This is a genomic window from Diaminobutyricimonas aerilata, assembly GCF_002797715.1.
GTDB classification, from domain to species: Bacteria; Actinomycetota; Actinomycetes; order Actinomycetales; family Microbacteriaceae; genus Diaminobutyricimonas; species Diaminobutyricimonas aerilata.
Genome location: NZ_PGFF01000001.1, coordinates 79,364 through 105,364, shown reverse-complemented (window position 1 = coordinate 105,364; position 26,001 = coordinate 79,364). Strand labels below are relative to the sequence as shown.

Annotated in this window: 24 protein-coding genes; 18 read left to right on the top strand and 6 right to left on the bottom strand. The window is 72.4% G+C overall.

What is annotated here, in order from left to right; all coding sequences use genetic code 11:
• Positions 1-2: 2 nt before the first annotated feature.
• The 15 genes from CLV46_RS00550 to CLV46_RS00480 all read left to right on the top strand — a co-directional run bounded on the left by CLV46_RS00550 (position 3) and on the right by CLV46_RS00480 (position 17,959).
• Positions 3-977, top strand: coding sequence for an ABC transporter permease (locus tag CLV46_RS00550; protein WP_100362994.1), 975 nt, complete (start codon positions 3-5; stop codon positions 975-977).
• Positions 974-1,972 (top strand): ABC transporter permease, encoded by a 999-nt coding sequence (locus CLV46_RS00545; protein WP_100362993.1) that lies wholly within the window; start codon positions 974-976, stop codon positions 1,970-1,972. Before CLV46_RS00550 ends, CLV46_RS00545 begins: the two co-directional genes overlap by 4 nt.
• Complete coding sequence (locus tag CLV46_RS00540; RefSeq protein WP_100362992.1) at positions 1,969-2,844, top strand: ABC transporter ATP-binding protein; 876 nt, start codon at positions 1,969-1,971, stop codon at positions 2,842-2,844. The genes CLV46_RS00545 and CLV46_RS00540 overlap by 4 nt, the downstream gene beginning before the upstream one ends.
• On the top strand, positions 2,841-3,719 hold the full coding sequence (locus tag CLV46_RS00535) for an ATP-binding cassette domain-containing protein (RefSeq protein ID WP_100362991.1): 879 nt from the start codon (positions 2,841-2,843) through the stop codon (positions 3,717-3,719). Before CLV46_RS00540 ends, CLV46_RS00535 begins: the two co-directional genes overlap by 4 nt.
• Before the next feature lie 8 nt (positions 3,720-3,727).
• Positions 3,728-5,026 carry an alpha/beta fold hydrolase gene (locus tag CLV46_RS00530; protein WP_100362990.1) on the top strand — a complete coding sequence of 433 codons (1,299 nt, stop codon included), beginning with the start codon at positions 3,728-3,730 and terminating at the stop codon, positions 5,024-5,026.
• The gene (locus tag CLV46_RS00525) at positions 5,023-6,465 is read left to right on the top strand and encodes an aminopeptidase P family protein (protein ID WP_100362989.1); all 1,443 of its coding nucleotides are present in this window, start codon (positions 5,023-5,025) and stop codon (positions 6,463-6,465) included. The genes CLV46_RS00530 and CLV46_RS00525 overlap by 4 nt, the downstream gene beginning before the upstream one ends.
• Positions 6,462-9,314, top strand: a complete 2,853-nt coding sequence (locus CLV46_RS00520; RefSeq protein WP_100362988.1) for a beta-L-arabinofuranosidase domain-containing protein — start codon at positions 6,462-6,464, stop codon at positions 9,312-9,314. Before CLV46_RS00525 ends, CLV46_RS00520 begins: the two co-directional genes overlap by 4 nt.
• Positions 9,311-10,219: a dihydrodipicolinate synthase family protein gene (locus tag CLV46_RS00515; protein ID WP_100362987.1), complete on the top strand. Its 909-nt coding sequence runs from the start codon at positions 9,311-9,313 to the stop codon at positions 10,217-10,219. The genes CLV46_RS00520 and CLV46_RS00515 overlap by 4 nt, the downstream gene beginning before the upstream one ends.
• A gap of 16 nt (positions 10,220-10,235) precedes the next feature.
• Positions 10,236-11,237, top strand: a complete 1,002-nt coding sequence (locus CLV46_RS00510) for a proline racemase family protein (RefSeq protein ID WP_100362986.1) — start codon at positions 10,236-10,238, stop codon at positions 11,235-11,237.
• A 90-nt stretch (positions 11,238-11,327) separates the two neighbouring features.
• Positions 11,328-12,035 (top strand): GntR family transcriptional regulator, encoded by a 708-nt coding sequence (locus CLV46_RS00505; RefSeq protein WP_100362985.1) that lies wholly within the window; start codon positions 11,328-11,330, stop codon positions 12,033-12,035.
• Complete coding sequence (locus tag CLV46_RS00500) at positions 12,032-13,198, top strand: NAD(P)/FAD-dependent oxidoreductase (RefSeq protein ID WP_100362984.1); 1,167 nt, start codon at positions 12,032-12,034, stop codon at positions 13,196-13,198. The genes CLV46_RS00505 and CLV46_RS00500 overlap by 4 nt, the downstream gene beginning before the upstream one ends.
• Positions 13,195-13,494, top strand: coding sequence for a (2Fe-2S)-binding protein (locus tag CLV46_RS00495; RefSeq protein WP_211282114.1), 300 nt, complete (start codon positions 13,195-13,197; stop codon positions 13,492-13,494). Before CLV46_RS00500 ends, CLV46_RS00495 begins: the two co-directional genes overlap by 4 nt.
• Positions 13,487-14,980 (top strand): FAD-dependent oxidoreductase, encoded by a 1,494-nt coding sequence (locus CLV46_RS00490; protein WP_100362983.1) that lies wholly within the window; start codon positions 13,487-13,489, stop codon positions 14,978-14,980. Before CLV46_RS00495 ends, CLV46_RS00490 begins: the two co-directional genes overlap by 8 nt.
• On the top strand, positions 14,977-16,443 hold the full coding sequence (locus tag CLV46_RS00485; RefSeq protein ID WP_100362982.1) for an aldehyde dehydrogenase (NADP(+)): 1,467 nt from the start codon (positions 14,977-14,979) through the stop codon (positions 16,441-16,443). The genes CLV46_RS00490 and CLV46_RS00485 overlap by 4 nt, the downstream gene beginning before the upstream one ends.
• A gap of 169 nt (positions 16,444-16,612) precedes the next feature.
• Entirely contained in the window at positions 16,613-17,959 is a 1,347-nt protein-coding gene (locus CLV46_RS00480; protein WP_100362981.1) for an FAD-binding oxidoreductase, read from the top strand.
• Positions 17,960-18,068: 109 nt separating this feature from the next.
• Here the strand turns inward: CLV46_RS00480 and CLV46_RS00475 are convergent, their stop codons facing one another.
• The 5 genes from CLV46_RS00475 to CLV46_RS00455 form a co-directional block, all read right to left on the bottom strand.
• Positions 18,069-18,617, bottom strand: coding sequence for an acyl-CoA thioesterase (locus CLV46_RS00475; RefSeq protein ID WP_100362980.1), 549 nt, complete (start codon positions 18,615-18,617; stop codon positions 18,069-18,071).
• A 185-nt stretch (positions 18,618-18,802) separates the two neighbouring features.
• A complete protein-coding gene (locus CLV46_RS00470; protein WP_100362979.1) occupies positions 18,803-19,714 on the bottom strand; it encodes a DNA-3-methyladenine glycosylase family protein in 912 nt (303 codons plus the stop codon).
• 175 nt (positions 19,715-19,889) lie between these two features.
• A complete protein-coding gene (locus tag CLV46_RS00465) occupies positions 19,890-20,672 on the bottom strand; it encodes an LLM class flavin-dependent oxidoreductase (protein WP_100362978.1) in 783 nt (260 codons plus the stop codon).
• 27 nt (positions 20,673-20,699) lie between these two features.
• Entirely contained in the window at positions 20,700-21,350 is a 651-nt protein-coding gene (locus tag CLV46_RS00460; RefSeq protein WP_100362977.1) for a GNAT family N-acetyltransferase, read from the bottom strand.
• A gap of 64 nt (positions 21,351-21,414) precedes the next feature.
• A complete protein-coding gene (locus tag CLV46_RS00455; RefSeq protein ID WP_100362976.1) occupies positions 21,415-22,197 on the bottom strand; it encodes an MBL fold metallo-hydrolase in 783 nt (260 codons plus the stop codon).
• A 64-nt stretch (positions 22,198-22,261) separates the two neighbouring features.
• On the opposite strand from CLV46_RS00455, the gene CLV46_RS00450 reads away from it, so the two are divergent.
• Positions 22,262-23,284, top strand: coding sequence for a 6-phosphofructokinase (locus CLV46_RS00450; RefSeq protein WP_100362975.1), 1,023 nt, complete (start codon positions 22,262-22,264; stop codon positions 23,282-23,284).
• A 33-nt stretch (positions 23,285-23,317) separates the two neighbouring features.
• Positions 23,318-24,352 carry a DUF4037 domain-containing protein gene (locus CLV46_RS00445; protein WP_100362974.1) on the top strand — a complete coding sequence of 345 codons (1,035 nt, stop codon included), beginning with the start codon at positions 23,318-23,320 and terminating at the stop codon, positions 24,350-24,352.
• A gap of 83 nt (positions 24,353-24,435) precedes the next feature.
• On the opposite strand, the gene CLV46_RS00440 is transcribed toward CLV46_RS00445, so the two are convergent.
• On the bottom strand, positions 24,436-24,651 hold the full coding sequence (locus tag CLV46_RS00440) for a hypothetical protein (RefSeq protein ID WP_100362973.1): 216 nt from the start codon (positions 24,649-24,651) through the stop codon (positions 24,436-24,438).
• A gap of 373 nt (positions 24,652-25,024) precedes the next feature.
• Here CLV46_RS00440 and CLV46_RS00435 point away from each other — a divergent pair, with 373 nt between their 5' ends.
• Complete coding sequence (locus CLV46_RS00435) at positions 25,025-25,999, top strand: MDR family oxidoreductase (RefSeq protein ID WP_100362972.1); 975 nt, start codon at positions 25,025-25,027, stop codon at positions 25,997-25,999.
• The last annotated feature ends 2 nt before the right edge of the window (positions 26,000-26,001 follow it).

Here is a 26,001-nt window from a genome sequence, read left to right as displayed (position 1 = left end):
CCATGACCTTCACCCCGACCAATCTCGAGGTCGAGGCCACGCCGGGGGGCGATCCAGCACTCGAAGAGTCGCTGGCGTCGCCCCCGGCGTCGGGCCGCCGCCTCCTGCGTGCGTTCCTGCGCGACGTGCCCGCCGTGCTCTCGAGCGTCTACATCCTGCTCGTGATCCTCATGGCGCTGCTCGCCCCGCTCATCGTGCAGATCAGCGGATGGAGCCCGTACGAGTTCGACCAGTCGGCGATCGACCCGAACATGGGCGCGATCCCGATCGGCCCGCTCGGCGGCGTGAGCGCGGAACACTGGTTCGGGGTGGAGCCCGGCAGCGGGCGCGACATCTTCGCCCGCATCGTCTACGGCGCCCAGGTGTCGATGACCGTCGCCCTCTCGGCGACTCTGCTCACCGGCATCCTGGGCGTCGTGCTCGGGCTGCTCGCCGGCTACTTCGGCGGCTTCGTCGACACCGTGATCTCGCGGGTGATGGAGTTCCTCATGGCGTTCCCCGCGCTCATCTTCATGATCGCGATCCTCTCGGCGCTCCCGTCGGACAACCGCATCGTGCTGCTCGTGCTCGTGATCTCGCTCTTCGGCTGGCCCTACCTGGCGCGCATCATCCGGGCGCAGACGCTCTCGCTCAAGGAGCGCGAGTTCGTCGAGGCGGCCCGCGCCTCCGGCGCCACGAGCGCGCAGATCGTGTTCCGCGAGATCCTGCCGAACCTGCGCTCGACGATCATCGTCATGACGACCCTCGCCGTGCCGGGCTACATCGGCACCGAGGCGGGGCTGTCGTTCCTCGGCGTCGGCGTCGTGCCGCCCACTCCGAGCTGGGGGCAGATGATCGCCGCGGCCGCCTCCTGGTACGCGGTCGACCCGATGTACTTCATCATCCCCGGCTCGTTCTTGTTCCTGCTCGTGCTGTCGTTCACGACCCTCGGCGACCGGATCCGGGCGCTCGTCGGCAGCGGGGAGGCGCGCGCGTGATCAGGTTCCTGCTCGCTCGGGTCGCCGGGATGGTGCTCGTGCTGTTCCTCGTGAGTCTGTTCACCTACGTCATCTTCTTCGTGCTCTCGCCGGACCCGGCGGTGCAGATCTGCGGCAAGAACTGCACCCCGGAGCGCATTGACCAGATCCGCGAGAACTTCGGACTCGACCAGCCGTTCTGGACGCAGTTCTCCGGCTTCCTCACGGGCCTCTTCGCCGGCCGCTCGTACGTCGCCGGCGGCGCGATCGTCGAGTGCCCGGCCCCGTGCTTGGGCTACTCGTTCCAGACGAGCCAGCTCGTCACCGACATGATCGTGCAGCGCCTGCCCATCTCGGCGACGATCGCGATCGGCGCGGCCGTGCTGTGGCTGCTCGGCGGCGTCATCGGCGGCCTGCTGAGCGCGGTGCGCGAGGGTCGCTTCACCGACCGCTTCGTCGCCGGCCTGACCCTCGGGGCGATGGCGGTGCCGAACTACGTGCTCGCCCTGTTGCTGCAGTTCGTGCTCGTCGTCGCCCTCGGCTGGCTGCCGTTCCCGCAGGCGATCCCGTTCGCCGAGAACCCGGGCCAGTGGTTCCTCAACTTCCTCATGCCGTGGATCGTGCTCGCCGTCGGCTACGCCGCCGTGTACACACGCCTCACCCGCGCGAACGTCATCGACACCCTGCAGGAGAACTTCGTGCGCACCGCGCGGGCGAAGGGACTGCGGCCGAGCCTGGTCTGGCGGCGCCACGCGTTGCGCCCGGCGCTCACGCCGATCGTCACGATCTTCGGCATGGATGTGGCGGGCCTGTTGGGCGGCGCCCTCATCACCGAGACGGTGTTCGGGCTGAACGGCGTGGGCAAGCTCACCGCCGACTCGATCACGAGCAACGACCAGCCGGTCATCCTCGCCGTGACACTGTTGTCGGCGTTCTTCGTGATCGTCGGCAACCTCGTGGTCGACGTGCTCTACTCGGCGATCGATCCCCGCGTGCGGACGGGGGCGCGCGCATGACGGGCACCCCGGAGCCGACGGACCGCCCGCTGCTGCGCGTGCGCGACCTCACCGTGAGCTTCACGACCGCGAACGGGCCGACCGAGGTCGTGCGCAAGCTCGACTTCGACCTGCCGCGCGGCGGCGCCGTGGGGATCGTCGGGGAATCCGGATCGGGCAAGTCGATGACGAGCCTCGCGATCATGGGCCTGCTGCCGAAGGGCGGCCGGGCGACCGGCTCGATCGTGTTCGACGGCACCGAGCTCGCGACGTTGCGCGAGAACGAGCTGCGACGCATCCGCGGCGACCGCATCGCGATGATCTTCCAAGACCCGCTGTCGTCGCTCAACCCGTACTACACGGTCGGCACGCAGATCGCGGAGGCGTACCGCTCACACCGCGCCGGGGTTTCGCGGAAGGCCGCCCGCCGCGTGGCGATCGAGGCGATGGAACGCGTGCACATCCGCGACGCCGCCCGCCGCGTCGACCACTACCCCCACCAGTTCTCCGGCGGGATGCGGCAGCGCATCATGATCGCGATGGCCCTCAGTATGGAGCCGGAGCTCATCATCGCCGACGAACCGACGACGGCACTGGATGTGACGGTGCAGGCGCAGATCCTCGACCTGCTCGCCGAGATCCGCCGCGACACGGGCGCGGGCCTCATCCTCATCACCCACGACCTCGCCGTCGTGAGCGAGGTGGCCGAGCACATCGTGGTGATGCGCGGCGGCGATCTGGTCGAACAGGGTACGGCGGAGCAGATCTTCACCGATCCGCAGGCCGAGTACACCCGTCGCCTGCTCGACGCCGTGCCCCGCATCGACGACGAGATCGGCTCGCTCCGCACGACGGACATGCCGGTCGTTCCCGCAGAGAGGGACGCCTCATGAGCGACCACGACGTGCTGTGCCGGGCGACCGGCCTCGTCAAGGAGTTCTCGACCCGTGACTCGGGCACGTTCGGCCGCGCCCGCCGGTTCCGCGCCGTGGATGACGTGTCGCTCGAGATCCGCAAGGGCGAGACCCTCGCCCTCGTCGGCGAATCCGGCTCGGGCAAGTCGACGACCGCGCGGCTCGTCGCGCGCCTCATGGACGTGACCGCCGGCACGGTCGAGTTCGAGGGTCGCGACGTGACCCGGCTGAACGGCCGTGCGCTCCACGGATTCCGCGGCGACGTGCAGGTGATCTTCCAGGACCCGTTCTCGTCGCTCAACCCGCGCCACACGGTCGAACGCCTCGTGACCGCGCCGCTCATGTATCAGAAGCGCCCCATCCCGGGTGGCGCCCGCGCCTTCACCCGCGAGCTCATGGAACGCGTCGGCCTCGACCCCGACCACTCGGGCCGCTTCCCCGCCCAGTTCTCCGGCGGGCAGGCCCAGCGCATCGGCATCGCCCGCGCCCTCGCGGTCGGTCCGAAGCTCATCATCTGCGACGAGGCCGTCTCGGCCCTCGACGTGTCGGTGCAGGCCCAGGTCATCAACCTGCTGCGCGACCTGCAGCGCGAGGAGGGCTTCGGCTACCTCTTCATCGCGCACGACCTCGCCGTCGTGCGCCAGATCGCCACCCGGGTCGCCGTGATGAGCCAGGGACGGATCGTCGAGAGCGGCGCCCGCGACCAGGTGTTCGACGACCCGCAGGACGAGTACACCCGCACCCTGCTCGCCGCCGTGCCGCGCATCAACCCGGAGTGGGATGCTCGACGGCGCCGCAACGAAGCCGAGCGGGCCGCTCGCCTCGCGGCCGACGACGCGCGGCTGGGCGCATAGGAGGAGACATGCAGTACTCGATGCCGGGCCTCTGGGTCACCGAACACACGATTCCCGTGCCCCTCGACTGGTCGCGCCCCGATCGCGGCGACATCTCGGTGTTCGTGCGCGAGTTCGTCGACCCGGACCGCCGCGACGACGACCTGCCTCTGCTCACGTATCTGCAGGGCGGACCGGGCGGCGCGAACCCGCGCCCCTTGAGCCCCGGCGGCTGGCTCGAGGAGGCGCTCAGGCACTACCGCGTGGTGCTCGTCGATCAGCGCGGCACCGGACTGAGCACCCCGCTCGACGCCGAGATCGTCGCCCGCCAGGGCGACGGCACCGCGGGCGCCGACCACCTCGCCCTGTTCCGTGCCGATTCGATCGTGCGCGACCTCGAGCGCGTGCGCGCCGAGCTGTACGGCGGGCGCCGCTGGGCGACCCTCGCGCAGAGCTACGGCGGCTGGCTCACCATGACCTACCTGTCGACCGCGCCCGAGGCGCTCACCGCGTGCTACATCTGCGGCGGCGTGCCCGGCATCCCGGCGAGCGCCGCGGAGGTGTACCGGCGCACCTTCACCCGCGTGGAGCAGAAGACGGCGGAGTTCTACCGCCGGTACCCCCAGGACGTCGAGCGGGTGGCCGCGATCGCGGACGTGCTCGCCGCCGGTGACGTGCTGCTGCCCGACGGCGACGTGCTCACCGTGCGCCGCTTCCAGTCCCTCGGCATCGACTTCGGCATGAAGCCCGGCTTCGAACGCATCCACTGGCTCCTCGAGAAGTCCTTCGCCGAACCCGGCCGCCTCTCCCCCGCGTTCCTCGGCGAGGTGCTCACGCTCACCTCGAGCGCAGGCAACCCGCTGTTCTGGACGCTGCAGGAGTCGATCTACGGCGACGCCGACAACGGACCGACCGGATGGGCGGCGCAGGCCGAGCGGGACCGCCGTCCGCAGTTCGACGAGTCCCGGCGGCCGCTGCTGTTCACCGGCGAGATGGCCTTCCCGTGGATGTTCGACGAGGTGCGCCTGCTGCGCGGCTTCGCGCCGGCCGTGCACGAACTCGCGCGGCGCACCGAGTGGTCGCCGCTGTACGACCGGGAGCGTCTCGCCGCGAACGACGTGCCGGTCGCCGCGGCCGTCTACTTCGACGACATGTACGTCGACGCGCACCTGCAGCTCGACACGCTCACCCGCGTGGGCAACGCGCAGTACTGGGTCACCAACGAGTTCGAACACGACGGCATCGGCTCCGGACGCACCTTCACGCGCTTGCGCGAACTCGTGCGCGACCGGGGCGGAGAGCTCACCGCAGAAGGGAACCGGCGATGACCGACACGACGCATCCGCGACCGCCCTACGCCGGCACCCGCTACCCGCGGCTGAAGGACATCCCCGCGTTCACCCGCTTCATCGCGGGCGGCTGGGACGACGTCGAGGTCGCGGCCGACCTGCCGGAGGGCGCAGCGGATGCCGCAGCCGAGCACCGGCGTCGGCTCAGCGCCGCCCTGCCCGGATCCGTCATCGTCGTCGCGGCGGGCACCGCGCCGATCCGCAACGACGACGCCGCCTACCTCTTCCGCGCCGACAGCGACTTCGTGTGGCTCACCGGGTGCCAGGTCGAGGGCGCGATCCTCGTGATGCTCCCCGCCGCCGCGGGACACGACGCGGTGCTCTTCATGCCGCCGCCGTTCCGCCCGGGCGACGACGGCTTCTTCAGCGATGCGCTGCACGGCGAACTGTGGGTCGGTCCGAGCGCCGGCCTGCCCGCGTGGCGCCGCGCGCTCGGCATGGACGTCGAACCCCTCACCGCACTGGCGGCGCGCTCCGCCCAGCTGCGCGGCGGGCTCGCCTCGCGCTCGGTGCCGGAGACCACGCTGCGCGAGTTCGACCTCACCGCCTCGGCCGACCTCGGCCGGGCCCTCTCGACGTTGCGCATGATCAAGGACGAGTGGGAGATCGGCCAGCTGCGGCAGACGATCGACGCGACGGTGACCGGATTCGCCGCCGTCGTCGCGGAGGTGCCGCGCGCGATCGCCGACGGCCTCGGCGAGCGCTGGCTGCAGGGCACCTTCGACCGCCACGCGCGCACCTTCGGCAACGGCCCGGGCTATTCGACGATCGTCGGCTCCGGCGCGCACGCGCCGATCCTGCACTGGGTGAAGTGCGACGGGCCGGTGCTCGAGGATGCGGCGCTCCTGCTCGACATGGGGGTGGAGGCGCGCACCCTGTACACCGCCGACGTCACCCGCACCGTGCCCGCGAGCGGCACCTTCTCGAGCACGCAGCGCGACGTGCACGACCTCGTCGAGCGGGCGCATCGCGCGGGACTGGACCGCATCCGGCCCGGCACGCCTTACCTCGACTTCCACTTCGCCGCGATGGAGGTCGTCGCCCAGGGGCTGCACGACTGGGGACTGCTGCCCGTGTCGGTCGACGAGGCGCTCTCCCCGCAGGGTCAGCAGCACCGGCGCTACCTCGCGTGCGGGATCGGCCACCACCTCGGCCTCGACGTGCACGACTGCAGTCAGGCGCACTACGAGGACTATATGGGCGCCGACATGCAGCCCGGTGTCGTCATGACGGTCGAACCGGGTCTGTACTTCCACGCCCACGACCTGACGCTCCCGCCGGAACTGCGCGGCATCGGCGTGCGCCTCGAAGACGACGTGCTCGTGACGGCGACGGGATCCGACGTGCTCTCCGACGCGCTGCCCATCGACGCGAGCGGGGTCGAGCAGTGGACCCGCGCACACCTGGGTGCCCGATGACGCCGACCTCCTCGCCGTCGGCGACCCTCACCCGCACCCTCGAGCCGTTCGCGCTCGATCGGGTGCGGCTGGACGACGCCGGCCCGTTCGCCGCGGCGCGCGACCGCATGCTGCATCTCGCCCGGGTCTACCCCGTGGACCGGCTGCTCGCCGTGTTCCGCGCGAACGCGGGACTCGACACGCGCGGCGCCGCGGCGCCCGGCACCTGGGAGGACTTCGGCCACCCGCGGGAGCAGGCGTGGGGCGAGGCCGACTACCCCGGACGCGAGAACGCCCAGACGGCCAACCTGCTGCGCGGGCACTACGCCGGACACTTCCTGTCGATGCTCTCCCTCGCCTACGCCGGCGAGCGCGACCCCGCCCTGCTCGCGAAGATCGACGAGTTCGTCGCCGGCCTCGCCGAAGTGCAGCAGACGCTCGCCGCGACCGGCCGCTACTCGCATCCCGGATTCCTCGCCGCCTACGGCGAATGGCAGTTCTCCCGCCTCGAGCAGTTCGCTCCGTACGGGGAGATCTGGGCCCCGTACTACACCTGCCACAAGATCATGGCGGGGCTGCTCGACGCCTTCGAGCTCGCGGGGAGCGCCCGCGCTCTCGAGGTCGTGACCGCGATGGGGCACTGGGTGCACTCGCGCCTGTCGCGGCTCGAACCGGAGCGCCTGCAACGGATGTGGTCGCTCTACATCGCCGGCGAGTACGGCGGCATGAACGAGACGATGGCGCGGCTGAGCGTCGTCGCGCGCGTGCCGGAGTTCCTCGAGACGGCGCGACTGTTCGACCTCGACCGCCTCCTCGACGCCGGCGCCCGGCACGAGGACGTGCTCACCGGGATGCACGCCAACCAACACCTGCCCCAACTGGTGGGCTACCTGCTCGAGTTCGAGGCGACCGGCGAGCGCCGGTACCTCGACGCGGTGCTCGGCCTGTGGGAGCAGATCGTGCCGGGGCGGATGTTCGCCCACGGAGGCACCGGCGAGAGCGAACTGTGGGGTCCGCCCGCCACGGTCGCGGGGCACATCGGGCATCGCAACGCGGAGACGTGCGCCGCGTACAACCTCGTCAAGATCGCGCGCCTGCTGTTCCTGCGCACCCGCGACCCGCGCTTCATGCACTACATCGAACGCGCGACGTTCAACCAGATTCTCGGCTCCTGCCGGGCCGTCGACTCCGACTCGAGCCCCGAGGTGACCTACATGTTCCCGGTGCACCCGGGGGCGCTGCCGGAGTACGACAACGTCGGCACGTGCTGCGGCGGCACCGGGCTGGAGAACCACGTCAAGTACCAGGAGTCCGTGTTCCTGCACGGCGACGGGGAGCTGTGGGTCAACCTCTTCGTGCCGAGCGAGTTGCGCTGGGACGAGGCCGGCGTCCGCGTCGCCCTCCGCACGGACGGGTCCGTCGTCCGCCTGCGCGTCGACCGCCTCGACGGAGCCGCCGATCCCGTCGACCTCACGATGCACGTGCGCCTGCCGGAGTGGCTCGTGACCGCACCCTCCGCCCGCGTCGGGTCCGAGACGCTCGCGATCGACGCCGCACCCGGCGGATACGCGACCGTGCGACGCAGCTGGGCCCCGGGAGACGAGCTCGAACTGCGACTGCCCACCGGCGTGCGCGCCGTGCCGACGATCGACGACCCACGACTGCACCACCTCGAGCGCGGCGCGGTCGTGCTCGCCGCCCGCTCGGACGCCACCACGACGCTCGGGCTGCCCCTCCTGGGTCGACGGATGCTCGACGGCACGCTGCTCACGGATGCGCGGCTCACGGATGCGCTGCTCACGGATGCACCGCTCGAGTCCGCCACCGCTGAGACGGTCGGCGGGGTGCCGTTCGCCCCCCTCGCGACGGGTGGCGACGAGCGGTACCACGTGTACGTGCGGGCCGAGGATGCCGAAGTCGCCTTCGCCGGCCGGACGACCGGAGTGCCGGTGCGACGACGTGCCGACGACACCGGCCTGCTCGACGACCTCTGGGCGGCAGCGGCCCCCACCACGCGCGCCGACTTTCTCGACCGGCTGCTCGAGGCCGGCGAACGGGCACGCGCCGACGGGCTGCTCGGCCGCGCCGAGCTGGAACGGGTGCTCGTCGCCGGCGCCGAAGCCGACCTCGCACGCGACGGAGTGCGCCGGCGGGCGCGCGTGGAGATCGCCGAGGGGGCCGCGCCCGGCTGGCGCGGCGACGGACCCGACGGGGCGACCGTCTGGACCCTCCCTCCCGAGCCCGCCGAGGGCGGCGCACCTCTCGCCGTCCTCATCCACGTCGACGGGACTCCCGCCGCGTCGGGCTGGTACACGACCCCGCCGCTCATCCGCGTCGAGGCGGTGGAGCTCGACGCACCCCGCGACGGCGAGGGCCGGGCGCCCGACACCGAGGTGCGCATCGACGACGGACCGTGGCGGCCGTACACCGCGCCGTTCGAGCTCGCCGACGAGGGCGTTCGCCGGGTGAGCGCCCGCGCCACCGGCGCGTCCGGGAGGGCGGGTCACGCCGCGCGGGAGCTCTCCCTCGACCTGACCCCGCCACGCTCGGCCGCGCGCGTCGTAGAACTCGGCGCGAGCGTCGAGATCACGTTGAGTGCGATCGACGACGTGTCCGGCGTCGAGCGAATCCGCTGGCAGGGACCGGGCACCTTCCTCGCGACGTTCCAGGAGGCGTTCGTGCGCGCGCTCACCGATTCCGAGCAGGTGATCGAGTTCGGCGCGACCGACCGCGCGGGCAACGAGGAACCCCGGCAGCGGCTCGTCCTTCCGCCCCGCTCGGACGCTACTATTGCAATTGCACCTTCTTTCGCCGACGATGCGACCGCATCCGGCACCACCCCGACGACGATTGCCGAGGACCCCGAATGACCGACACGAAACCCTGGCACGGGGTCAATCTCGCCACCACGCTGCCGTTCCGCGCCGATCTGTCGATCGACCACGACGCGTACGCCGAGCAGATCCGCTTCGTCACCGACAACGGCGTGACCGGCATCATCCCCAACGGGTCGCTCGGCGAGTACCAGACGCTCACCGAGGAGGAGCGCAGGCAGGTGCTCGTCACCGCCCAGCAGGCCGCGCCCGCGGGCACCGCGGTCATCCCCGGCGTCGGCGCGTACGGGGCCCTCGAGAGCGTGCGGTTCACCGAGCACGCCGCCGAACTCGGCGCCCCCGCCGTCATGCTGCTGCCGCCGAACGCCTACCGCGCGAGCGACGACGAGGTCATCGACCACTACCGCCGCGTCGCGGCGGTCGGACTGCCGATCCTCGCCTACAACAACCCCATCGACACGAAGGTCGACCTGCGACCCGACCTGCTCGCGCGGCTGTTCGACGAGGGCCTCATCGTCTCGGTCAAGGAGTTCTCGGGCGACGTGCGCCACTCCTACGAGATCAAGGAGCTCGCCCCCGGCCTCGACGTGTCGATCGGCTCCGACGACGTCGTTCTCGAGCTCGGCATCAACGGAGCCAAGGGCTGGGTCGCCGGCTACCCGAACGCCATCCCGGCCGCGACGGTCGAGCTCTACACGCTGTCCACCTCCGACGACCCGCAGGACTGGGGTCGCGCGCGCGACATCTACCGCGACCTGCACCCGCTGCTGCGCTGGGACTCGAAGACCTGGTTCGTGCAGGCCATCAAGCTCTCGCAAGAGGTCGCCGGGGTCGCCTTCGGCGGCATCGTCACCCGCCCGCCGCGCCTGCCGCTTCCCGAGGACGTGCACACGCGTATCATCGCCGACACCGAGGCCGTTCTGGCCAAGGGCTACCGCTGAATCAGGAGCCCCGCCGATGCGAACCCAGCGCGTCTTCCACGCCGTCGACTCCCACACGGAGGGCATGCCCACCCGTGTGATCGTGGGCGGGGTCGGGGTGCTTCCCGGCGACACGATGGAGGAGCGCCGCATCCGGTTCATGCAGGAGCGTGACGGACTGCGCACGCTGCTCATGACCGAGCCGCGGGGTCATGCCGCCATGAGCGGCGCCATCCTGCAGCCGCCGACGCGGCCCGACGCCGACTTCGGCGTGCTCTTCATCGAGGTGTCCGGGTGCCTGCCGATGTGCGGCCACGGCACCATCGGGGTCGCGACCGTGCTCGTCGAGACCGGCATGGTCGAGGTGGTCGAACCGGTCACGACCATCCGCCTCGACACCCCCGCGGGCCTCGTCGTCGCCGACGTGCACGTGAGCGACGGGCACGCCGACAAGGTGACCATCCGCAACGTGCCGTCGTTCGTCGTCGCCCTCGACCAGCGGGTGGAGGTGCCCGGGCTCGGCACCGTCGGCTACGACCTCGCGTTCGGCGGCAACTTCTACGCCATCGTCTCGCTCGACGAGCTCGGCCTGCCCTTCGACCGGTCCCGCCAGGACGACCTGCTGCGCGCCGGCCTCGACATCATGCGGGCGATCGACGACGCCGGCGAGCCCGTGCATCCGCTCGACCCGGCCATCCGCGGCTGCCACCACGTGTACCTCGAGGCACCGGGCTCGACCGCCCGCCACTCGCGTCACGCGATGGCGATCCACCCGGGCTGGTTCGATCGCTCCCCGTGCGGCACCGGCACGAGCGCACGGATGGCCCAACTGCACGCCCGCGGCGAACTGCCGCTCGACACCGACTTCGTGAACGAGTCGTTCATCGGCACGTCGTTCACCGGCCGGCTCGTCGAGGAGACGACGGTGGCGGGCATCCCGGCCGTCGTTCCGACGATCACCGGTCGCGCGTGGGTGACCGGCACGGCGCAGTACATGCTCGACCCGACCGACCCGTTCCCGACGGGATTCCTGCTGTGACCGGGCCCGGTGTGCGATCCTCGGCCTGGGCGAGCGGATCATGAACCGCTCACCGGATCGACCGTCGATCACGATGCAGGAGGCCACCCCATGACCACGCCCACCGTCGAACTGCGCAACGTCGTCCGCCTCAGCAAGCAACCGAGCATCCGTGACACGGTCAAGAAGGCGCTGCGGTCGGCGATCATCAGCGGCGAGATGCAGCCGGGCGGGGTCTACTCGGCACCGACGCTCGGTGAGCAGTTCGGCGTCTCGGCCACGCCCATCCGCGAGGCCATGCTCGACCTCGCCCGCGAGGGACTCGTCGTCGCCCTGCCCAACCGCGGCTTCCAGGTGACCGAGGTGTCGGCGAAGGACCTCAACGAGGTCACCGAGCTGCGCCTGCTGCTCGAGCCGCCGGCCGTCGAGCGCGCCACCCCGCTCATCCCCGACGACGCGTTCCCCGCGCTGCGCGCCCAGGCCGACCTCATCGTCACCCACGCAGCCCGGGGCGAGCTCGTCAGCTACCTCACCGCCGACAGCGACTTCCACCTCGCGATCCTGCGCTACGCGCAGAACGAGCGGCTCATCGAGCTCGTCGCCTCGCTGCGCTCCCAGACGCGGCTGTTCGGACTCTCGGCCCTCTTCGAGCAGGGTCGCCTCGCCGCGTCGGCGCAGGAGCACCACGTGATGCTCGACGCCATCCAGGAGCGCGACGCGGCGCGCGCCCGCGAGCTCGTGTACGCCCACATCGAGCACGTGCGCACCGACTGGGCGGGCGAGGTGCCCCCGGTCGAGGTCGACACGGGCACTGCATGAGCATCGACATCCGCAGCGCCGACGTCGTCATCATCGGCGCGGGCATCATGGGGGCGGCGACCGCGTGCTTCGCGGCGCGCGCGGGCCTGAGCGTGGCCGTCGTCGAACGCGGATCGATCGCCGCCGGCACGACGAGCCGCTGCGAGGGCAACCTGCTCGTCTCCGACAAGGAGGTCGGGCCGGAGCTCGAGCTCGCCCTCTACTCGCAGCGGATCTGGCGGGAGGACCTCGCCGAGCACGCCGCCGACTGGGAGTTCGAATCGAAGGGCGGCCTCGTCGTCGCCGGGAGCGACGCGAGCATGGCGTCGTTGACCGCGTTGACGGCGCACCAACGGGAGCTCGGCATCCGAGTGGAGGCCGTCGCCGGAACCGCCGCGCTGCGCGAGATCGAGCCGTACCTCAACCCCGAGTCGGTGGGCGGGGCCTTCTACCCGGATGACGCACAAGTGCAGCCCGTGCTCGCCGCCCACCACCTGCTGCGCCTCGCGCGGGAGGCGGGCGCCCGAGTGTTCACGCACACCGACGTGCGGGCCATCCGCACGAGGGCCGGTCGCGCGATCGGGGTCGAGACGACCGGCGGCGGCATCGACGCCGGCGCCGTGATCAATTGCGCGGGCGCCTGGAGCGGCGACGTCGCGGAGCTCGCCGGGCTGACCCTCCCGGTGCTCCCCCGCCGCGGTTTCGTGCTCGTCACCGAGCCGGTCCCGATCACCGTGCACCACAAGGTCTACGCGGCCGAGTACGTCGGCGACGTCGCCAGTTCGGACGCCGCGCTGCAGGTCTCCCCCGTCGTCGAGGGCACGCCGAGCGGCACGATCCTCATGGGCGCGAGCCGCGAGCGCGTCGGCTTCGACGAGACGTTCTCGAACGAGGCCATCGCACGGATCGCCCGCAGCGGCATCGCGCTGTTCCCGGTGCTCGCCGACGTGCAGCTGCTGCGCGCCTACTCGGGCTTCCGCCCCTACTGCCCCGACCACCTGCCCGTCATCGGCGAAGACGCCCGGATGCCCGGACTCTGGCACGCCGCGGGGCACGAGGGCGCCGGCATCGGCCTGTCGGTCGGCACCGCCAAGGTGCTCGTGCAGGCGCTGCGCGGCGTCACCCCCGACCTCGATCTCGCCCCCTTCCGCCCGGAACGACTCGATGAGGTGCTCGCCGCGTGAGCCCGACCGACCCGCGCGCCGAGCTGCGCTTCGACGGCACGCCGGTGCCCTTCGTTCCCGGTCAGTCGATCGGCGCCGCCCTCATGGCCAACGGCATCTCGTCCTGGCGCACCACGCGTGTCGAGGGGCGACCGCGCGGACTCTTCTGCGGCATCGGCGTGTGCTTCGATTGCCTGGTGACCGTGGACGGGCAGCGCAGCCAGCGCGCGTGCGTCACCCCCGCGCATCCGGGTCAGGATGTGCGCTCCGCCGATCCGAGCACCCCGCTGCCCCTGCCGGGGGCCGCCGATGAGTGATCCGACCGTGGGCGTCGCGGAGCGCCAGGTGGACCTCGCGGTCGTCGGCGCCGGACCCGCCGGTCTGAGCGCCGCCGTCGTCGCGGCCGAGAACGGGCTCACCGTCGCCCTCGTCGACGCCTCCCCGCAGGCGGGCGGCCAGTACTGGCGGCACCCCGACGAGCGGCACCTCGACTCCTACGCCCGACCCGAGAGCACCGGGCACCACCACTGGCCGCACTTCCGCGACCTGCGCACCCGCCTGTCGCGCGCCGTCGACGCCGGTCGGGTGCTGCATCTCGCCGGACGGCAGGTGTGGCAGGTGCTGCGCCCGGAGGGCGCCCCCTTCGCGCTGCGGATGACCCCGACGGCCGGGCGGGACGCGAGCGCTCCCGCCGACCGGGTCGTGCACGCGGATCGCCTCGTGATCGCGACCGGCGCGTACGACCGGCAGCTGCCGGTGCCGGGCTGGACGCTGCCCGGCGTCATGGCCGCCGGCGGTGTGCAGGCGCTCTACAAGGCGAACCAGGTGGTCGCCGGCCGCCGCGCGGTCGTCGCCGGCACCGGGCCGTTCCTGCTCTCCGTCGCGGCCGGGCTCGCCGACGCGGGCGTCGAGGTCGTCGCGGTGTGCGAGGCGAACGCGCTGTCGCGCTGGGCGGCCACCCCGCTGCGCGCGACGCAAGAGCCCGGAAAGCTGCTCGAGGGTGTCGGCTACGCGCGCACCTTCCTGCGCGACCGCATCCCGTACCGCACCCGCACGATCGTCACCGAGGTGCGCGGGCGCGGTCGGGCCGAGAGCGTCGTGACGGCACGCGTCGACGGCGCCGGACGCGTGCGCCCCGGGACCGAACGGGAACTCGAGGCGGACCTCGTGGCCTTCGGATGGGGCTTCACCCCGCAACTCGAGCTCGCCGTGAACCTCGGACTCGACACCCGCATCGACGTCGACGAATCGCTCGTCGTGCGCGTCGACGACGCCCAGCGCACCTCCCTCCCCGGCGTCTACGCCGCCGGCGAGACCACCGGCATCGGCGGGGCGGTGCAGTCGTGCGCCGAAGGCGAGCTCGCCGCCCTCACCGCCGTCGCCGACGCGGCCGCCACGGCACCCGCCGAGCGCTCCCGCCGGCTGGCCCGCCGCATCCGCCGCGGTCGCCGCTTCGCGATCGGGATGCACCGGGCGAGTCCGGTGCCGCGCGCCTGGTCGGACTGGGTGCGACCCGACACGATCGTGTGCCGCTGCGAAGAGGTCGACGCGGCCGCGATCGCCGAAACGGTGACCGGACTCGACGCTGACGATCCGCGGGACGTGCGCGTCACCGCCCGGCCGGGCATGGGATGGTGCCAGGGGCGCGTGTGCGGATTCGCGGTGTCGAAGCTCACCGCCGAGCACTCCGGGTGCGCGTGGACCCGCGAACAACTCGAACCGCTGCAGAAACGTCCGATCGGAGTGCCGCTGCGGCTCTCCGACGTCGCCGAACTGGACATCGAGGGAAGGATCACCCCATGACCGTGCAGGACACCCCGATCGACGAGGTCGACCGCGTCGTCGACCGCGCCGCCGACGCGTCCGCCGCCTGGAAGCGCACCCCGCTCACCGACCGCGCCCGCGTGCTGCGCGCCGTCGCCGACGCGTTGGATGCCGCGGGCGACGAGCTCGTGCCGCTCGCGCAGCAGGAGACTCACCTGGCCGAGGCTCGCCTGCGCGGCGAGCTCGCCCGCACCACCTTCCAGTTGCGGATGTTCGGCGACGTGCTCGAAGAGGGCACCTGGCTCGACGCCCGCATCGACCACGCCGACCCGGAGTGGCCGATGGGCGTGCCGCGTCCGGACATCCGCCGGCAGCTCGAACCGATCGGCCCCGTGCTGGTCTTCGCGGCGAGCAACTTCCCGTTCGCGTTCTCGGTCGCCGGCGGCGACACGGCGAGCGCCCTCGCCGCGGGCAACGCCGTCGTGCTCAAGGCTCACCCCGGGCACCCGGAGCTCTCGGCCGCGACGACGCGCGTCGCGACGGAGGCGCTCACCGCGGCCGGCGCTCCGGAGCACCTCTTCCAGACGATCTTCGGGTCCGATGCCGGTGTGCACGCGCTCCAGGCTCCCGCCATCAAGGCCGCCGCGTTCACCGGGTCGATCGCCGGAGGTCGCGCGCTGTTCGACATCGCGTCGTCGCGGCTCGAGCCGATCCCGTTCTACGGCGAGCTCGGCAGCGTGAACCCCGCGTTCGTCACCGCGTCGGCGGCCGCCGCTCGGCCGCAGGAGATCGCCGACGCGTTCGTCGCGTCGTTCACCGGCAGCGCGGGACAGCTGTGCACCAAGCCCGGCGTGCTCGTCGTGCCCGCCGACTCCGACATCCCTCAGCGACTCGCCGCCGCCGCACTGCCCGGCGGTTCCCCGCTGCTCTACCCCGGCATCCACGAGGGATACGTGCGCGCGGTGCGCAACACGAGCGGACGCCCGGGAGTCGACGTGCTCAACGGCGACCTGCCCATGGCGTCGACGGACCCCGCCCCGACGATCCTCACGACGACCGCTGAGGCGCTCACCCGCGACCCCGAGAACCTGCTCGCCGAGATGTTCGGCCCCGGCGCAGTCGTCGCGACCTACACAGACGAGTCCGATCTGCTCGAGATCGCCCGCATCCTCGAGGGTCAGCTCACCGCGACCGTCATCGGCGACGACGGCGACGCGATCGCCGCCGAGCTGCTGCCGGTGCTCGCCGAGAAGGCGGGGCGTGTGCTGTGGAACCAGTGGCCGACGGGCGTCTCGGTCACCTGGGCGCAGCAGCACGGTGGCCCATACCCGGCGACGACCGCGGTCGGCACCACCTCCGTCGGCACGGCAGCGATGAACCGCTTCCTGCGCCCCGTCGCGTACCAGAACGTGCCGGACGCGCTGCTGCCGGATGCCCTCAAGGAGGGCAACCCGCTCGGCATCCCGCGCCGCGTCGACGGAGAGCTCGTGCTGCCCGCCTGATCCGCACGCCGCACGCCGCACGCTCGACGCTCCACGTTATGTCCACTGGCGCGAAAGGCCCCTCATCCGCGCCTTTTGCGGGGCTTTTCGCGCCCCTCGCGTCGCCCGAACCGCGAGCGGTGACCTGAGACTCTTTCGGGGGGTCCGCGGCCGGGTCTACCATCCGGCCATGAGCGCTGCACTCGCCGACCGGGTGGCCGGTCCCGTCTTCACGCCGGCGGACGCCGGCTACGCCGAGGAGATCCTCGCCCACAACCGCGCCGTCGTGCACACCCCGGATGTCGTGGTCGGCGCCTCGAGCGCCGACGACGTCGTCGAGGCGGTGCGCTTCGCCCGCGAGCACGGCTACCCGGTCTCGGTGCAGTCCACCGGGCACGGGGCGCACGCGCCGGTGAGCGAGGGGCTGTTCATCACGACGTCGCGGCTGACCGGCGTGCGGGTCGACCCCGAGCGACGGGTCGCGGTCATCGGTGCCGGCGCCCGCTGGGGCGCGGTGCTCGCGGCCGCGGCGGAGCACGGTCTCGCGGCCATCCCCGGCGCCTCCGGCAGCGTGGGTGTCGTCGGCTACCTGCTCGGCGGCGGTCTCGGGCCGCTCGCCCGCAGCCACGGGTTCAGCTCCGACTACGTCGAGTCGTTCCGTGTCGTCACCGGGCACGGTGAGCTCGTGCAGGCGAGCGCCGACGAGAACGAGGAGCTCTACTGGGCGCTGCGCGGCGGCAAGATCGGCCTGGGCGTGGTCACCGAGCTGACGTTGCGGCTCGTGCAGCTCGACGGGCTGTACGCGGGGTCGCTCTTCTTCGACGAGCCGCACATCGAGGCGGCGCTGCGCGCGTGGGTCGAGTGGACGCCCGACGCCGACCCGCGCGTCACCACGAGCGTGGCGATCATCCGCTTTCCCGACCTCGAGTTCGTACCCGAGGTGTTCCGCGGTCGCCGCATGCTGAGTGTGCGCTTCGCCTTCCCGGGCGACGCGGCGGAAGGGGAACGGCTCGCCGCGCCCCTGCGCGCCGCCGCTCCTACGCACCTCGACGCGCTCGGTGAGCTGCCGCCGGCGGAGATGGCGCGCATCCACAGCGACCCCGACCAGCCGGGACCGAGCTGGGGTCGCGGCATGATGCTCGACCACATCGACCAGGACTTCGCGACCCGCCTGCTCGGTCTGCTGGGCGCCGGCACCGACCTGCCGTTCATCGCGACGGAGATCCGTCACCTCGGCGGGGCGACCGCCCACGACGTCGATGGCGGCTCCGCGGTCGGCGGCCGCGAACCGGGCTTCACGTTCATGCTCATCGGCGCGCCGGTGCCCGACCTGTTCGACGCGGTGCTCCCCGCAGCGGCGCAACACGTCGTCGACGAGCTCGACCCGTGGGTGTCCGCGAGGACGACCATCAACTTCGCGAGCTACCCGTCGGAGCACTCGGCATGGAAGTCCGCGTGGACGGAGGAGACGTTCGCCCGCCTCGCCGCCGTGCGCTCGCGGCACGACCCGGAGGGCGTCTTCCCCTACGGGGTCTGACGCGGCGCGACCGGTCGTGTGCAGACCGCCGAGCGTGCCTTCATCCGACGAATTCCGGCCGGATCGGGGGCGGAAACGTCGGATGGAGGCACACTGGGCGCCGGCCGCGTCACTCCCAGACGCTCGGCGCGGGGTTCCGCGTCGACGGCAGTGCCACATCCGCCGACCAGCGCAGCAGCCAGTCGGGCAGCTCGCGGTCACCGAGCGACTCGCCGACCACTGATTCGAGTTCGGCGAGCGACACCGGCCCCTGGCCGGGCCGCACGAAGCGGCCGCGGATCCAGCCGCGTGCGTAGATCTCGCCGTCGACGGTGAATCGCTGCTCGACGAACACGGACCGGTCGTCGTAGCCGAGCACCTGCGTCTCGAGCACGTACTTCTGCCGCGGCTGCAGCGAGCGTCGGAACGTGATCGTCTCGCTCGCGACCACCGGCGCGATGCCGGCTGCGCGCATCCGGGACCACACGCCGGATCGCTGCAGCAGGTCCATGCGGCCGAGGTCCATGAGCGAGAAATACACGCCGTTGTTGACGTGGCCGAAGAGGTCGAGGTCCGCGGCCTTCACCCGCAACGGCAGTCGGGCGAGGTCGTGGAAGTGCAGCCGTTCGCCACGGCGCGAGCGGAACAGCGTGAGCAGGGTCCTCCAGAGCAGGTGCACCGCGACAGGGTAGGCGGATGCACGCCGTCGCCGCGCGGGTTTGGTTCACGGTCCACAACGCAGAGTGCGCAGCCGGTGCTGCGGCTGTTCCCTTCGACAGGCTCAGGGAACGGAACGCTCGCTGGGCCCGTCGAAGCCGGTCCCACGGCGATCCCCTTCGACGAGCTCAGGGAACGGGCACGCGCTCAGTGCCAGCGGTGGTCCTGCACCGTCATACGGGCGCCGTGCTTCGGCGGCATCCGCCCGCTCGCGAGGATGAGCCGCATCACCCGCTGCCGGTGGCCGCGCCACGGCTCGAGCAGCTCCATCATCCCGGCGTCGTCGACCTTCTCGCCGATCAGGGCCCAGCCGACGATGTCGTGCAGGTGGTAGTCGCCGACGCTCACCGCATCCGGGTCGCCGTGGGCGCGTTGGCTCGTCTCCGCCGCCGTCCACACCCCCACGCCGCGCAGCGACGTGAGCGCCCGCGCGACCTGCTCCCCGCCGCGCCCGTGCTCGAGGGTGCGTTCGAGCGAGGCGGCGACGGATGCGCACCGCACCGCAGTCTCGGAACGCTGCGGTCCCACGCCCGCGCGGTGCCACTCCCACGACGGGATGCGACGCCACACCTCCGGCGCCGGGAACACCTTCATGCCGAGCGGAGCGGGCCCGGGCGGCGTCTCGCCGTACTTCGCGAGCAGGTACCGCCACGCGCGTCGGGCCTCGAGGGTCGTGATCTTCTGCTCCAGCACGGCCGGCACGAGCGCCTCGAAGACGCGCCGCGTGCGGCTCAGCCGCAGGTGCGGATTCGTGCGCCGCACCTCGGCGAGGAACGGATTGCCCGACAGGTCGAGCTCCGACCAGTCGTCACCCTCACCGAGCAGCTCGGGCACGCCGTCGATCGCCCACTCGGCGCCCGGTCCCCACGCCCGCGCGGTGATCTCCCGCGTGCCGGCGAGGTGCAGGGTCGCGATGCCGTGCGGCGTGCGCATGGTCATCCATGCGCCCGCGGCGTCCCACCGCAGCGTCGGATCCGCCGCGCCCCGCTGCAGCGGCGACAGCGTCGGCCGCAGCGCGACCGGGTCCCGCGGCGCGTAGACGGTCTGCACGGGGATCACGCTGGAACCCTATGCCGCCCCGGCGACTCCCGCCGCATCCGCGCCCGAAGCGGGGCGCGGTCATCGAACCGCGTCCGCACCCCCGCTGTGTGCTCGAGTTGCGGACATCTGCGGTCATGACCGACCTCGAAACAGCAGTTGTCCGCAAGTCACCGCGTACGAGCGCTGCGCCCGATCACGCCAGCGCGGCGGCCGCCGTCTCGATGAACCGCGCGTAGGAGGGCTCGGCGTCGTCCGCGGTGATCGCGCGCAGCACGAGCTCGTCGACGGCGCCGCGGTAGGTGCGGATGCCCTCCTCGAGCGGCGGCGTGAGCGTCGTGTCGATCGGCTCGACACCGAGGCGCTCGAAGTTCGCCGCATAGGCGGGCACTCCGCCGTAGCGGGCCGCCTCGCGCTCGAGCGCCGGACGGGCCGCGTCGTCGACGATCGTGCGCACGTACAGGATCGTGCGAGGCGCCGGCCGCCCAGCATCGGCGGCCACGCGCTGAAGTTCGGCCCGCTGCTCGTCGGCAGCAGCGGCGGGCAGCCAGTTGAGCAGAACCCCGTCCCCTACACGCGCCGCCAGTCCGCGCATCCGAGGGCCCAGCGCGCCGACGACCACGGACGCTTCGGTGCGCTCGCGCAGCAGGGCGACCGCGTCCCGCATGCCGTCGAGCGACCCCCGACTGCCACGGCCGACGCCGAGTCCGAGCACGAGCCGCTCCTGCGGGAGGTCGCCCAGCGCCGCCGCAATCTGCTCGGCCGGACGCCGGTCGAGCGCGATCACGCCCGCGCCGAGCCGGATGCGGGAGGTCACTCGCGCGGCGGCGGCGAGTGCGGTCAGGGCGTCGCCTCCCGGAGTGTCGTTGACCCAGAGCCCGAAGAACCCGGCCCGTTCGATCTCGACCGCGAGCCGGCCGATGCGATCGGGGCCGAGCGCGCCGGCCAGCCCGAGGGAGACGTCGCCGAGCTCTTTCATGCCGCCACGCTACTCGCGCGGGGCGGCTCAGACCCGGGAGACCGCGACGACGACCGGCGAGAGCGCGCGCCAGCCGAGCGAGGAGTAGAGCCGCTCGCCCTCGATCGAGGCGATGAGCAGTCCGTGGGTCGCGCCCTCGTCGCGCGCCCGGTCGGCGAGAGCCGACATCACGGCGGCGCCGAGCCCGCGGCGGCGATGCGCGCGCTGCGTCTCGATGCGGTCGGGCACCGCGTCGTCGCCGTCCACGGCGAGGGTGCCTTGCGCGGCGAGCTCCCCCGTGGCGTCGACGACGCGGACCGTGACCACGTGAGTGGCGTCCCGCACGGTCTCGGCGCGGTAGCCCTCGGGCAACGGTCGCCGCGGATGGTCCGCCCACGAGATGGCCATGAGCGTCTCCGATGCGCTCCGCAGGTGCAGGCCACGCGCCGCGAGTCGCGCCGAGATCGGAAGCGGCTCGGGCGTGACGACCGTCACCCACGCCGCGCGGGTGCGGGCCGCGAGAGCGGCGACGTCGTCGACCGCGGCGTCGTCGAAGACGAGGTACTCGAGTTGCCGCGTCGCGCCGCCGTAGGGGATGCGCAACGCCCCGTCGAGCCGGTCCGCGGGCGGGAGCCCGCGGGCCACGCCCCACAACCGCTGCCAGCGCAGCACCGCATCCGTACCGACCGGCTCGAGCATCCCGCCACGCTACCCGGCCGCCCCCGACGCCGGAAGCGAGTGCGGGTCGAGGTGGCCGCCCGGTTCAGAGGATCGCGTGCTCCCCCGGCTCGAGCAGCACGAGGCGGTCGGCGACGTCGCTCCCGTCGAACGCCGCGCGGATCGACGCCTGATCCTGGGTGAAGTGCGCCCATCCCTCGCTGTGCACCGGCACGATCTTGGCCGCGTCGAGCAGCCGGGTCGCGGTGGGGAGCTGGTCGCTCGTGAGCGTCAGGAACGCGTCGAGCCGCGCGACTCGCGCGCCGCCGCCGAAGAGCACCGCGAAGGTGATCGGGCCCAGGTGGTGGGCGACCTCCTCCACGACCCGGAGGGACGCGTTGTCGCCGCTGACGTACACGCTCGGCAGGTCGTCGCCGTGGAGCACGAATCCGATGACCGGTCCGGAAGAGGCCTCCATCCCGTCGGGGCCGTGGACGGCGGGCACCGCGGTGACGAACAGGTCCCGGCCGTCGGGCCGGCGGAGGGTCGTGCGCTGCCACGGCGTGAGACCGGTGACACCCGCGCCGATCCGCTCCGCCGCGGCGACGGTGGAGAACGTCACCGGAACGGTGGCGAGGAACCCGCGGCCCGCGTCGTCGAGGTTGTCGCCGTGCTGGTCGTGGGAGAGCAGCACGGCGTCGACGGAGCCCAGCTCGTCCGGCGAGCGCGACGGGCCGACGAGTTTGGTGAGCACGGAGGTGCCCGAGGCCTGGGGCCCGGGCGGGTTGAAGGTCGGGTCGGTGACGAAGCGGAGTCCGCCGATGTCGATCACGGCGGTCGGGCCGCCGATCAGCTCGACGCGGATGGATCGATCGGTGTGTTCTGGCATGGTTCTCCCGTCGCTCGTCTCTCTAGGATGCGGCGGATCGCGCGCGATCCGCCAAGATAGGCGCATGAAGATCGGCATCCTCACCTCCGGCGGTGACGCCCCGGGCCTCAACGCGGTCATCCGCGGGATCGTGTTCACCGGCCTCCAGGTGTACGGGCACGAGTTCGTCGGCTTCCTGAACGGGTGGAAGGGTCTCGTCGACGACACGACGATCCCGCTGACGCGCCACCAGATCATGGGCATCAGCAAGCAGGGTGGCACGATCCTCGGCACGAGCCGTACCAATCCGTTCGAGCACGGCGGCGCCGAGCGGGTGAAGACGGTGCTCGAACGCAACGGCATCGACGCGCTCATCGCCATCGGCGGAGAGGGCACGCTCGCCGCCGCGAAGCGGCTGACGGATGCGGGGGTGCGCATCGTGGGCGTGCCGAAGACGGTCGACAACGACCTCTCTGCCACCGACTACACGTTCGGCTTCGACACCGCGGTGCAGATTGCCACCGAGGCGATGGACCGGTTGCGCACCACGGGCGACTCCCACGGCCGCTGCATGATCGCCGAGGTCATGGGCCGGCACGTCGGTTGGATCGCGCTGCATTCGGGCATGGCCGCCGGCGCCCACTGCATCCTCATCCCGGAGCAGAAGACCTCGATCGAGCAGATCACCGAGTGGGTGACCTCCGCGCACGATCGCGGTCGCGCGCCGCTCGTCGTCGTGGCGGAGGGCTTCGCACTCGACACGATGACCGACGTGCACTCGGAGCGCGGCCTCGACGCGTTCGGCCGCCCGCGTCTCGGCGGCATCGGTGAGCACCTCGCCCCGCTCATCGAGGAGCGCACCGGCATCGAGACCCGCGCGACGACCCTCGGCCACATCCAGCGCGGCGGCACCCCGTCGGCGTACGACCGCGTGCTCGCCACGCGACTCGGCATGGCCGCGCTGCGCACCGTGCTCGAGGAGCACTGGGGCTGCATGGTCGCACTGCGCGGCACCGAGATCGTGCACGTGCCCTTCGAGGATGCGCTCGGCAAGCTCAAGACGGTGCCGCAGGACCGCTACGACGAGGCGCGCGTCCTCTTCGGCTGAGCCGCGCTCCCGCCCGCACGACAAGGACGTCGCATGACCGGCATCGCACTCGCGCGCCGCTTCTATACGGATGCGGTGCTGCCGCTCATGCCGCCCGGACTGCCGCACGCGGCCGCCCGGCTCGGCAGCGGGTCGGATGTGCTCGGCCTCGACGACGCCACCTCCCGCGATCACGACTGGGGCCTCCGCCTCACTCTCCTCGTGCCCGACGGGCGCGCGCCGGAGATCGATGCGCTCCTCGAGCTGCGGCTGCCGGAGTCGTTCGGCGGTTCGCCGGTGCGGTTCGGCACCACGTGGCATCCGGAGCCCCGCCACCAGGTGGAGGTGACCACGGCGTCCGCGTTCGCGATCTCGCGGCTGGGCGTCGCCCCGTCGGAGACCCTCGACGCGTCCGAGTGGTTGTCGCTCACCGGTCAGGCCGTGCTCGAGGTGGTCGGCGGCCCCGTGTTCGCCGACACCGATGGAGCGCTCACCCGGATGCGGGAGCGCCTCGAGTGGTATCCGGACGACCTCTGGCGCTACGTCGTCGCGGCCGACTGGGCGCGCCTGGGGCAGGAGCTGCCGTTCCTCGGCCGGGCCGGGCAGCGCGGCGACGACCTCGGCTCAGGCATCATCGCCGCACGCCTCACCCGCGTGGTGATGCACCTCGGCTTCCTGCTCGAGCGGCGTTGGCCGCCCTACTCGAAATGGTTCGGCACGATGTTCGCGGGTCTCCCCCGCGCGGGCGCCGCCGCGGACGATCTGGGACGCGCCCTCGACGCGGGCGACTGGCGGGAACGGGAAGCCGCTCTCGTCGCGGCGATCGAGCGGATGCACGCACTGCAGCGCGAGGTCGGCCTGCCGACCGCCGACGCCGCGACGGAGCCGTTCTGGGATCGGCCGTTCCGCGGGGTCGGTCCCGTGCCGGAGCTCGTGCGCGACAGCATCCGCGACGCCGCCGTCCGCGCCCTCCCGCACGGGGTGGGTTCGATCGAGCAGTGGGTCGACAACGTCGACGTGCTCGTGAACGCCGACGCGCGCCGCGCGTTCACGGCCGCGTGGCGTGGCGTGCTCGGAGGGCGTCGGTGACCCGACGGGCGGCGTCGGTCCCCGCTCCAGCACGGGTCGGGGTCCGACCGTCGGTGGTCACGGCCCGTCGCCGGCAGGTCGAGTCAGGAACCGGACCCCGCGGAGCCGCTGCCGGGACCCAGCGTCCCGTCCGCGCGCGGAACGCCGCGCGACCCGTCATCGAACGCCTGCGCATCCCGCAAGTCGCCGTGCGCGATCTCCGTCTCGTCGGTGCGCGCGTGGCGGCGCAGCACGTCGAACACGAGGCCGACCGCCAGGAGCGCGGCGACCACGACGCCGATGATGAGCCACAGGTCCATGTCGGGAACCTACCGCGTCGCGCCACCGGGCACGGGCTCTCGCGCGCGCGAACCCTCGGCGCGCTGCAGCGAGAGCGGATGTCAGTGGCGACGCGCCGGAAACAATGGCCTCCCCACGGCGCGGCGGCTCCAGCATCCGCTGTCGCTGCCATCCTCGGCCGGTGATTCGAAGCGACCACCGGGGGATCGTCGACGTGCAGCGAGAGCGGATCTCCGTGGCGACACGCTGCGTGCCGCCGCGAGGATCCGCGCTCGCTGCATCACCGCCGGGGTCGAGTCGTCGCTGGCCGGGTGCATCCCGGGCGGGACGGGACCCGGCGGCGCGATCTCCCGGTCCACTCGCCGGTCGAGCCGGCACGCGTAGGGTGTGCCCATGCGCGCGTGGACGGTCACCCGGAACGACGACGGCGAGACGACGACCCGGTTCGTCGACGACCACCCCGAGCCGGACGCGACGGCGGGCGAGGTCACCGTCGACATCGAGTACTCCTCCCTCAACTTCAAGGACGCGATGGCGCTGCGCGGCGATCGCGGGGTCGCCCGCACGTCACCGCTCGTGCCCGGGATCGACCTCGTCGGTCGCGTGACCGAATCGGGCCACGCCGACTTCGAGCGCGGCGACCGGGTGGTGCTCAACGGCTGGGGCATCGGCGAAACCCGCGACGGCGGTTACACCGAGCGGGCCCGGGTGCCGGGCGACTGGCTCGTGCCGCTCCCCGAGGCGATCGACAACCGCCGGGCCGCGGCGATCGGCACAGCCGGCTTCACCGCGATGCTCGCCGTCATGGCCGTCGAGAACCACCCGGACGGACCGGTGCTCGTCACCGGCGCGTCGGGCGGGGTGGGATCGATCGCCACCGCCCTGCTCGCCCGGCTCGGGCACGAGGTCGTCGCCGCGACCGGTCACCCCGACGACGCGGAGGGGCTCCACCGCCTCGGCGCGACCCGCATCCTCGACCGGGCCGAGCTGGCGGAGCCGGGCAAGCCGCTGCAGAGTCAGCGGTGGGCCGCGGCCGTCGATTCGGCGGGCGGCGCTCCGCTCGCGAACGTGCTCGCGCAGACGCGTTACGGCGGCGTCGTGGCCGCGTGCGGACTCGTCGCCGGCGCGGAGCTGCCGACCACCGTGATGCCCTTCATCCTGCGCGCGGTGACCCTCGTCGGCATCAACTCCGTCGAGTGCCCGCGGGAGCAGCGGCTCGAGGCGTGGCGGCGACTCGCCACCGACCTCGATCTCGACCTGCTCGACTCGATCACCGCATCCGTGCCCCTCGCCGACGTTCAGCAGGCCGCGGACCGCATCCTGCGCGGCGAGGTCGACGGCCGCGTGGTCGTCGAGATCTCCGGCTGACG

Coding starts and splice junctions, on each gene's coding strand:
- CLV46_RS00550 (WP_100362994.1), top strand. CDS start 3: ATGACCTTCACCCCGACCAATCTCGAGGTCGAGGCCACGCCGGGGGGC.
- CLV46_RS00540 (WP_100362992.1), top strand. CDS start 1,969: ATGACGGGCACCCCGGAGCCGACGGACCGCCCGCTGCTGCGCGTGCGC.
- CLV46_RS00535 (WP_100362991.1), top strand. CDS start 2,841: ATGAGCGACCACGACGTGCTGTGCCGGGCGACCGGCCTCGTCAAGGAG.
- CLV46_RS00530 (WP_100362990.1), top strand. CDS start 3,728: ATGCAGTACTCGATGCCGGGCCTCTGGGTCACCGAACACACGATTCCC.
- CLV46_RS00525 (WP_100362989.1), top strand. CDS start 5,023: ATGACCGACACGACGCATCCGCGACCGCCCTACGCCGGCACCCGCTAC.
- CLV46_RS00520 (WP_100362988.1), top strand. CDS start 6,462: ATGACGCCGACCTCCTCGCCGTCGGCGACCCTCACCCGCACCCTCGAG.
- CLV46_RS00515 (WP_100362987.1), top strand. CDS start 9,311: ATGACCGACACGAAACCCTGGCACGGGGTCAATCTCGCCACCACGCTG.
- CLV46_RS00510 (WP_100362986.1), top strand. CDS start 10,236: ATGCGAACCCAGCGCGTCTTCCACGCCGTCGACTCCCACACGGAGGGC.
- CLV46_RS00505 (WP_100362985.1), top strand. CDS start 11,328: ATGACCACGCCCACCGTCGAACTGCGCAACGTCGTCCGCCTCAGCAAG.
- CLV46_RS00500 (WP_100362984.1), top strand. CDS start 12,032: ATGAGCATCGACATCCGCAGCGCCGACGTCGTCATCATCGGCGCGGGC.
- CLV46_RS00490 (WP_100362983.1), top strand. CDS start 13,487: ATGAGTGATCCGACCGTGGGCGTCGCGGAGCGCCAGGTGGACCTCGCG.
- CLV46_RS00485 (WP_100362982.1), top strand. CDS start 14,977: ATGACCGTGCAGGACACCCCGATCGACGAGGTCGACCGCGTCGTCGAC.
- CLV46_RS00480 (WP_100362981.1), top strand. CDS start 16,613: ATGAGCGCTGCACTCGCCGACCGGGTGGCCGGTCCCGTCTTCACGCCG.
- CLV46_RS00465 (WP_100362978.1), bottom strand. CDS start 20,672: ATGAAAGAGCTCGGCGACGTCTCCCTCGGGCTGGCCGGCGCGCTCGGC.
- CLV46_RS00460 (WP_100362977.1), bottom strand. CDS start 21,350: ATGCTCGAGCCGGTCGGTACGGATGCGGTGCTGCGCTGGCAGCGGTTG.
- CLV46_RS00455 (WP_100362976.1), bottom strand. CDS start 22,197: ATGCCAGAACACACCGATCGATCCATCCGCGTCGAGCTGATCGGCGGC.
- CLV46_RS00450 (WP_100362975.1), top strand. CDS start 22,262: ATGAAGATCGGCATCCTCACCTCCGGCGGTGACGCCCCGGGCCTCAAC.
- CLV46_RS00445 (WP_100362974.1), top strand. CDS start 23,318: ATGACCGGCATCGCACTCGCGCGCCGCTTCTATACGGATGCGGTGCTG.
- CLV46_RS00440 (WP_100362973.1), bottom strand. CDS start 24,651: ATGGACCTGTGGCTCATCATCGGCGTCGTGGTCGCCGCGCTCCTGGCG.
- CLV46_RS00435 (WP_100362972.1), top strand. CDS start 25,025: ATGCGCGCGTGGACGGTCACCCGGAACGACGACGGCGAGACGACGACC.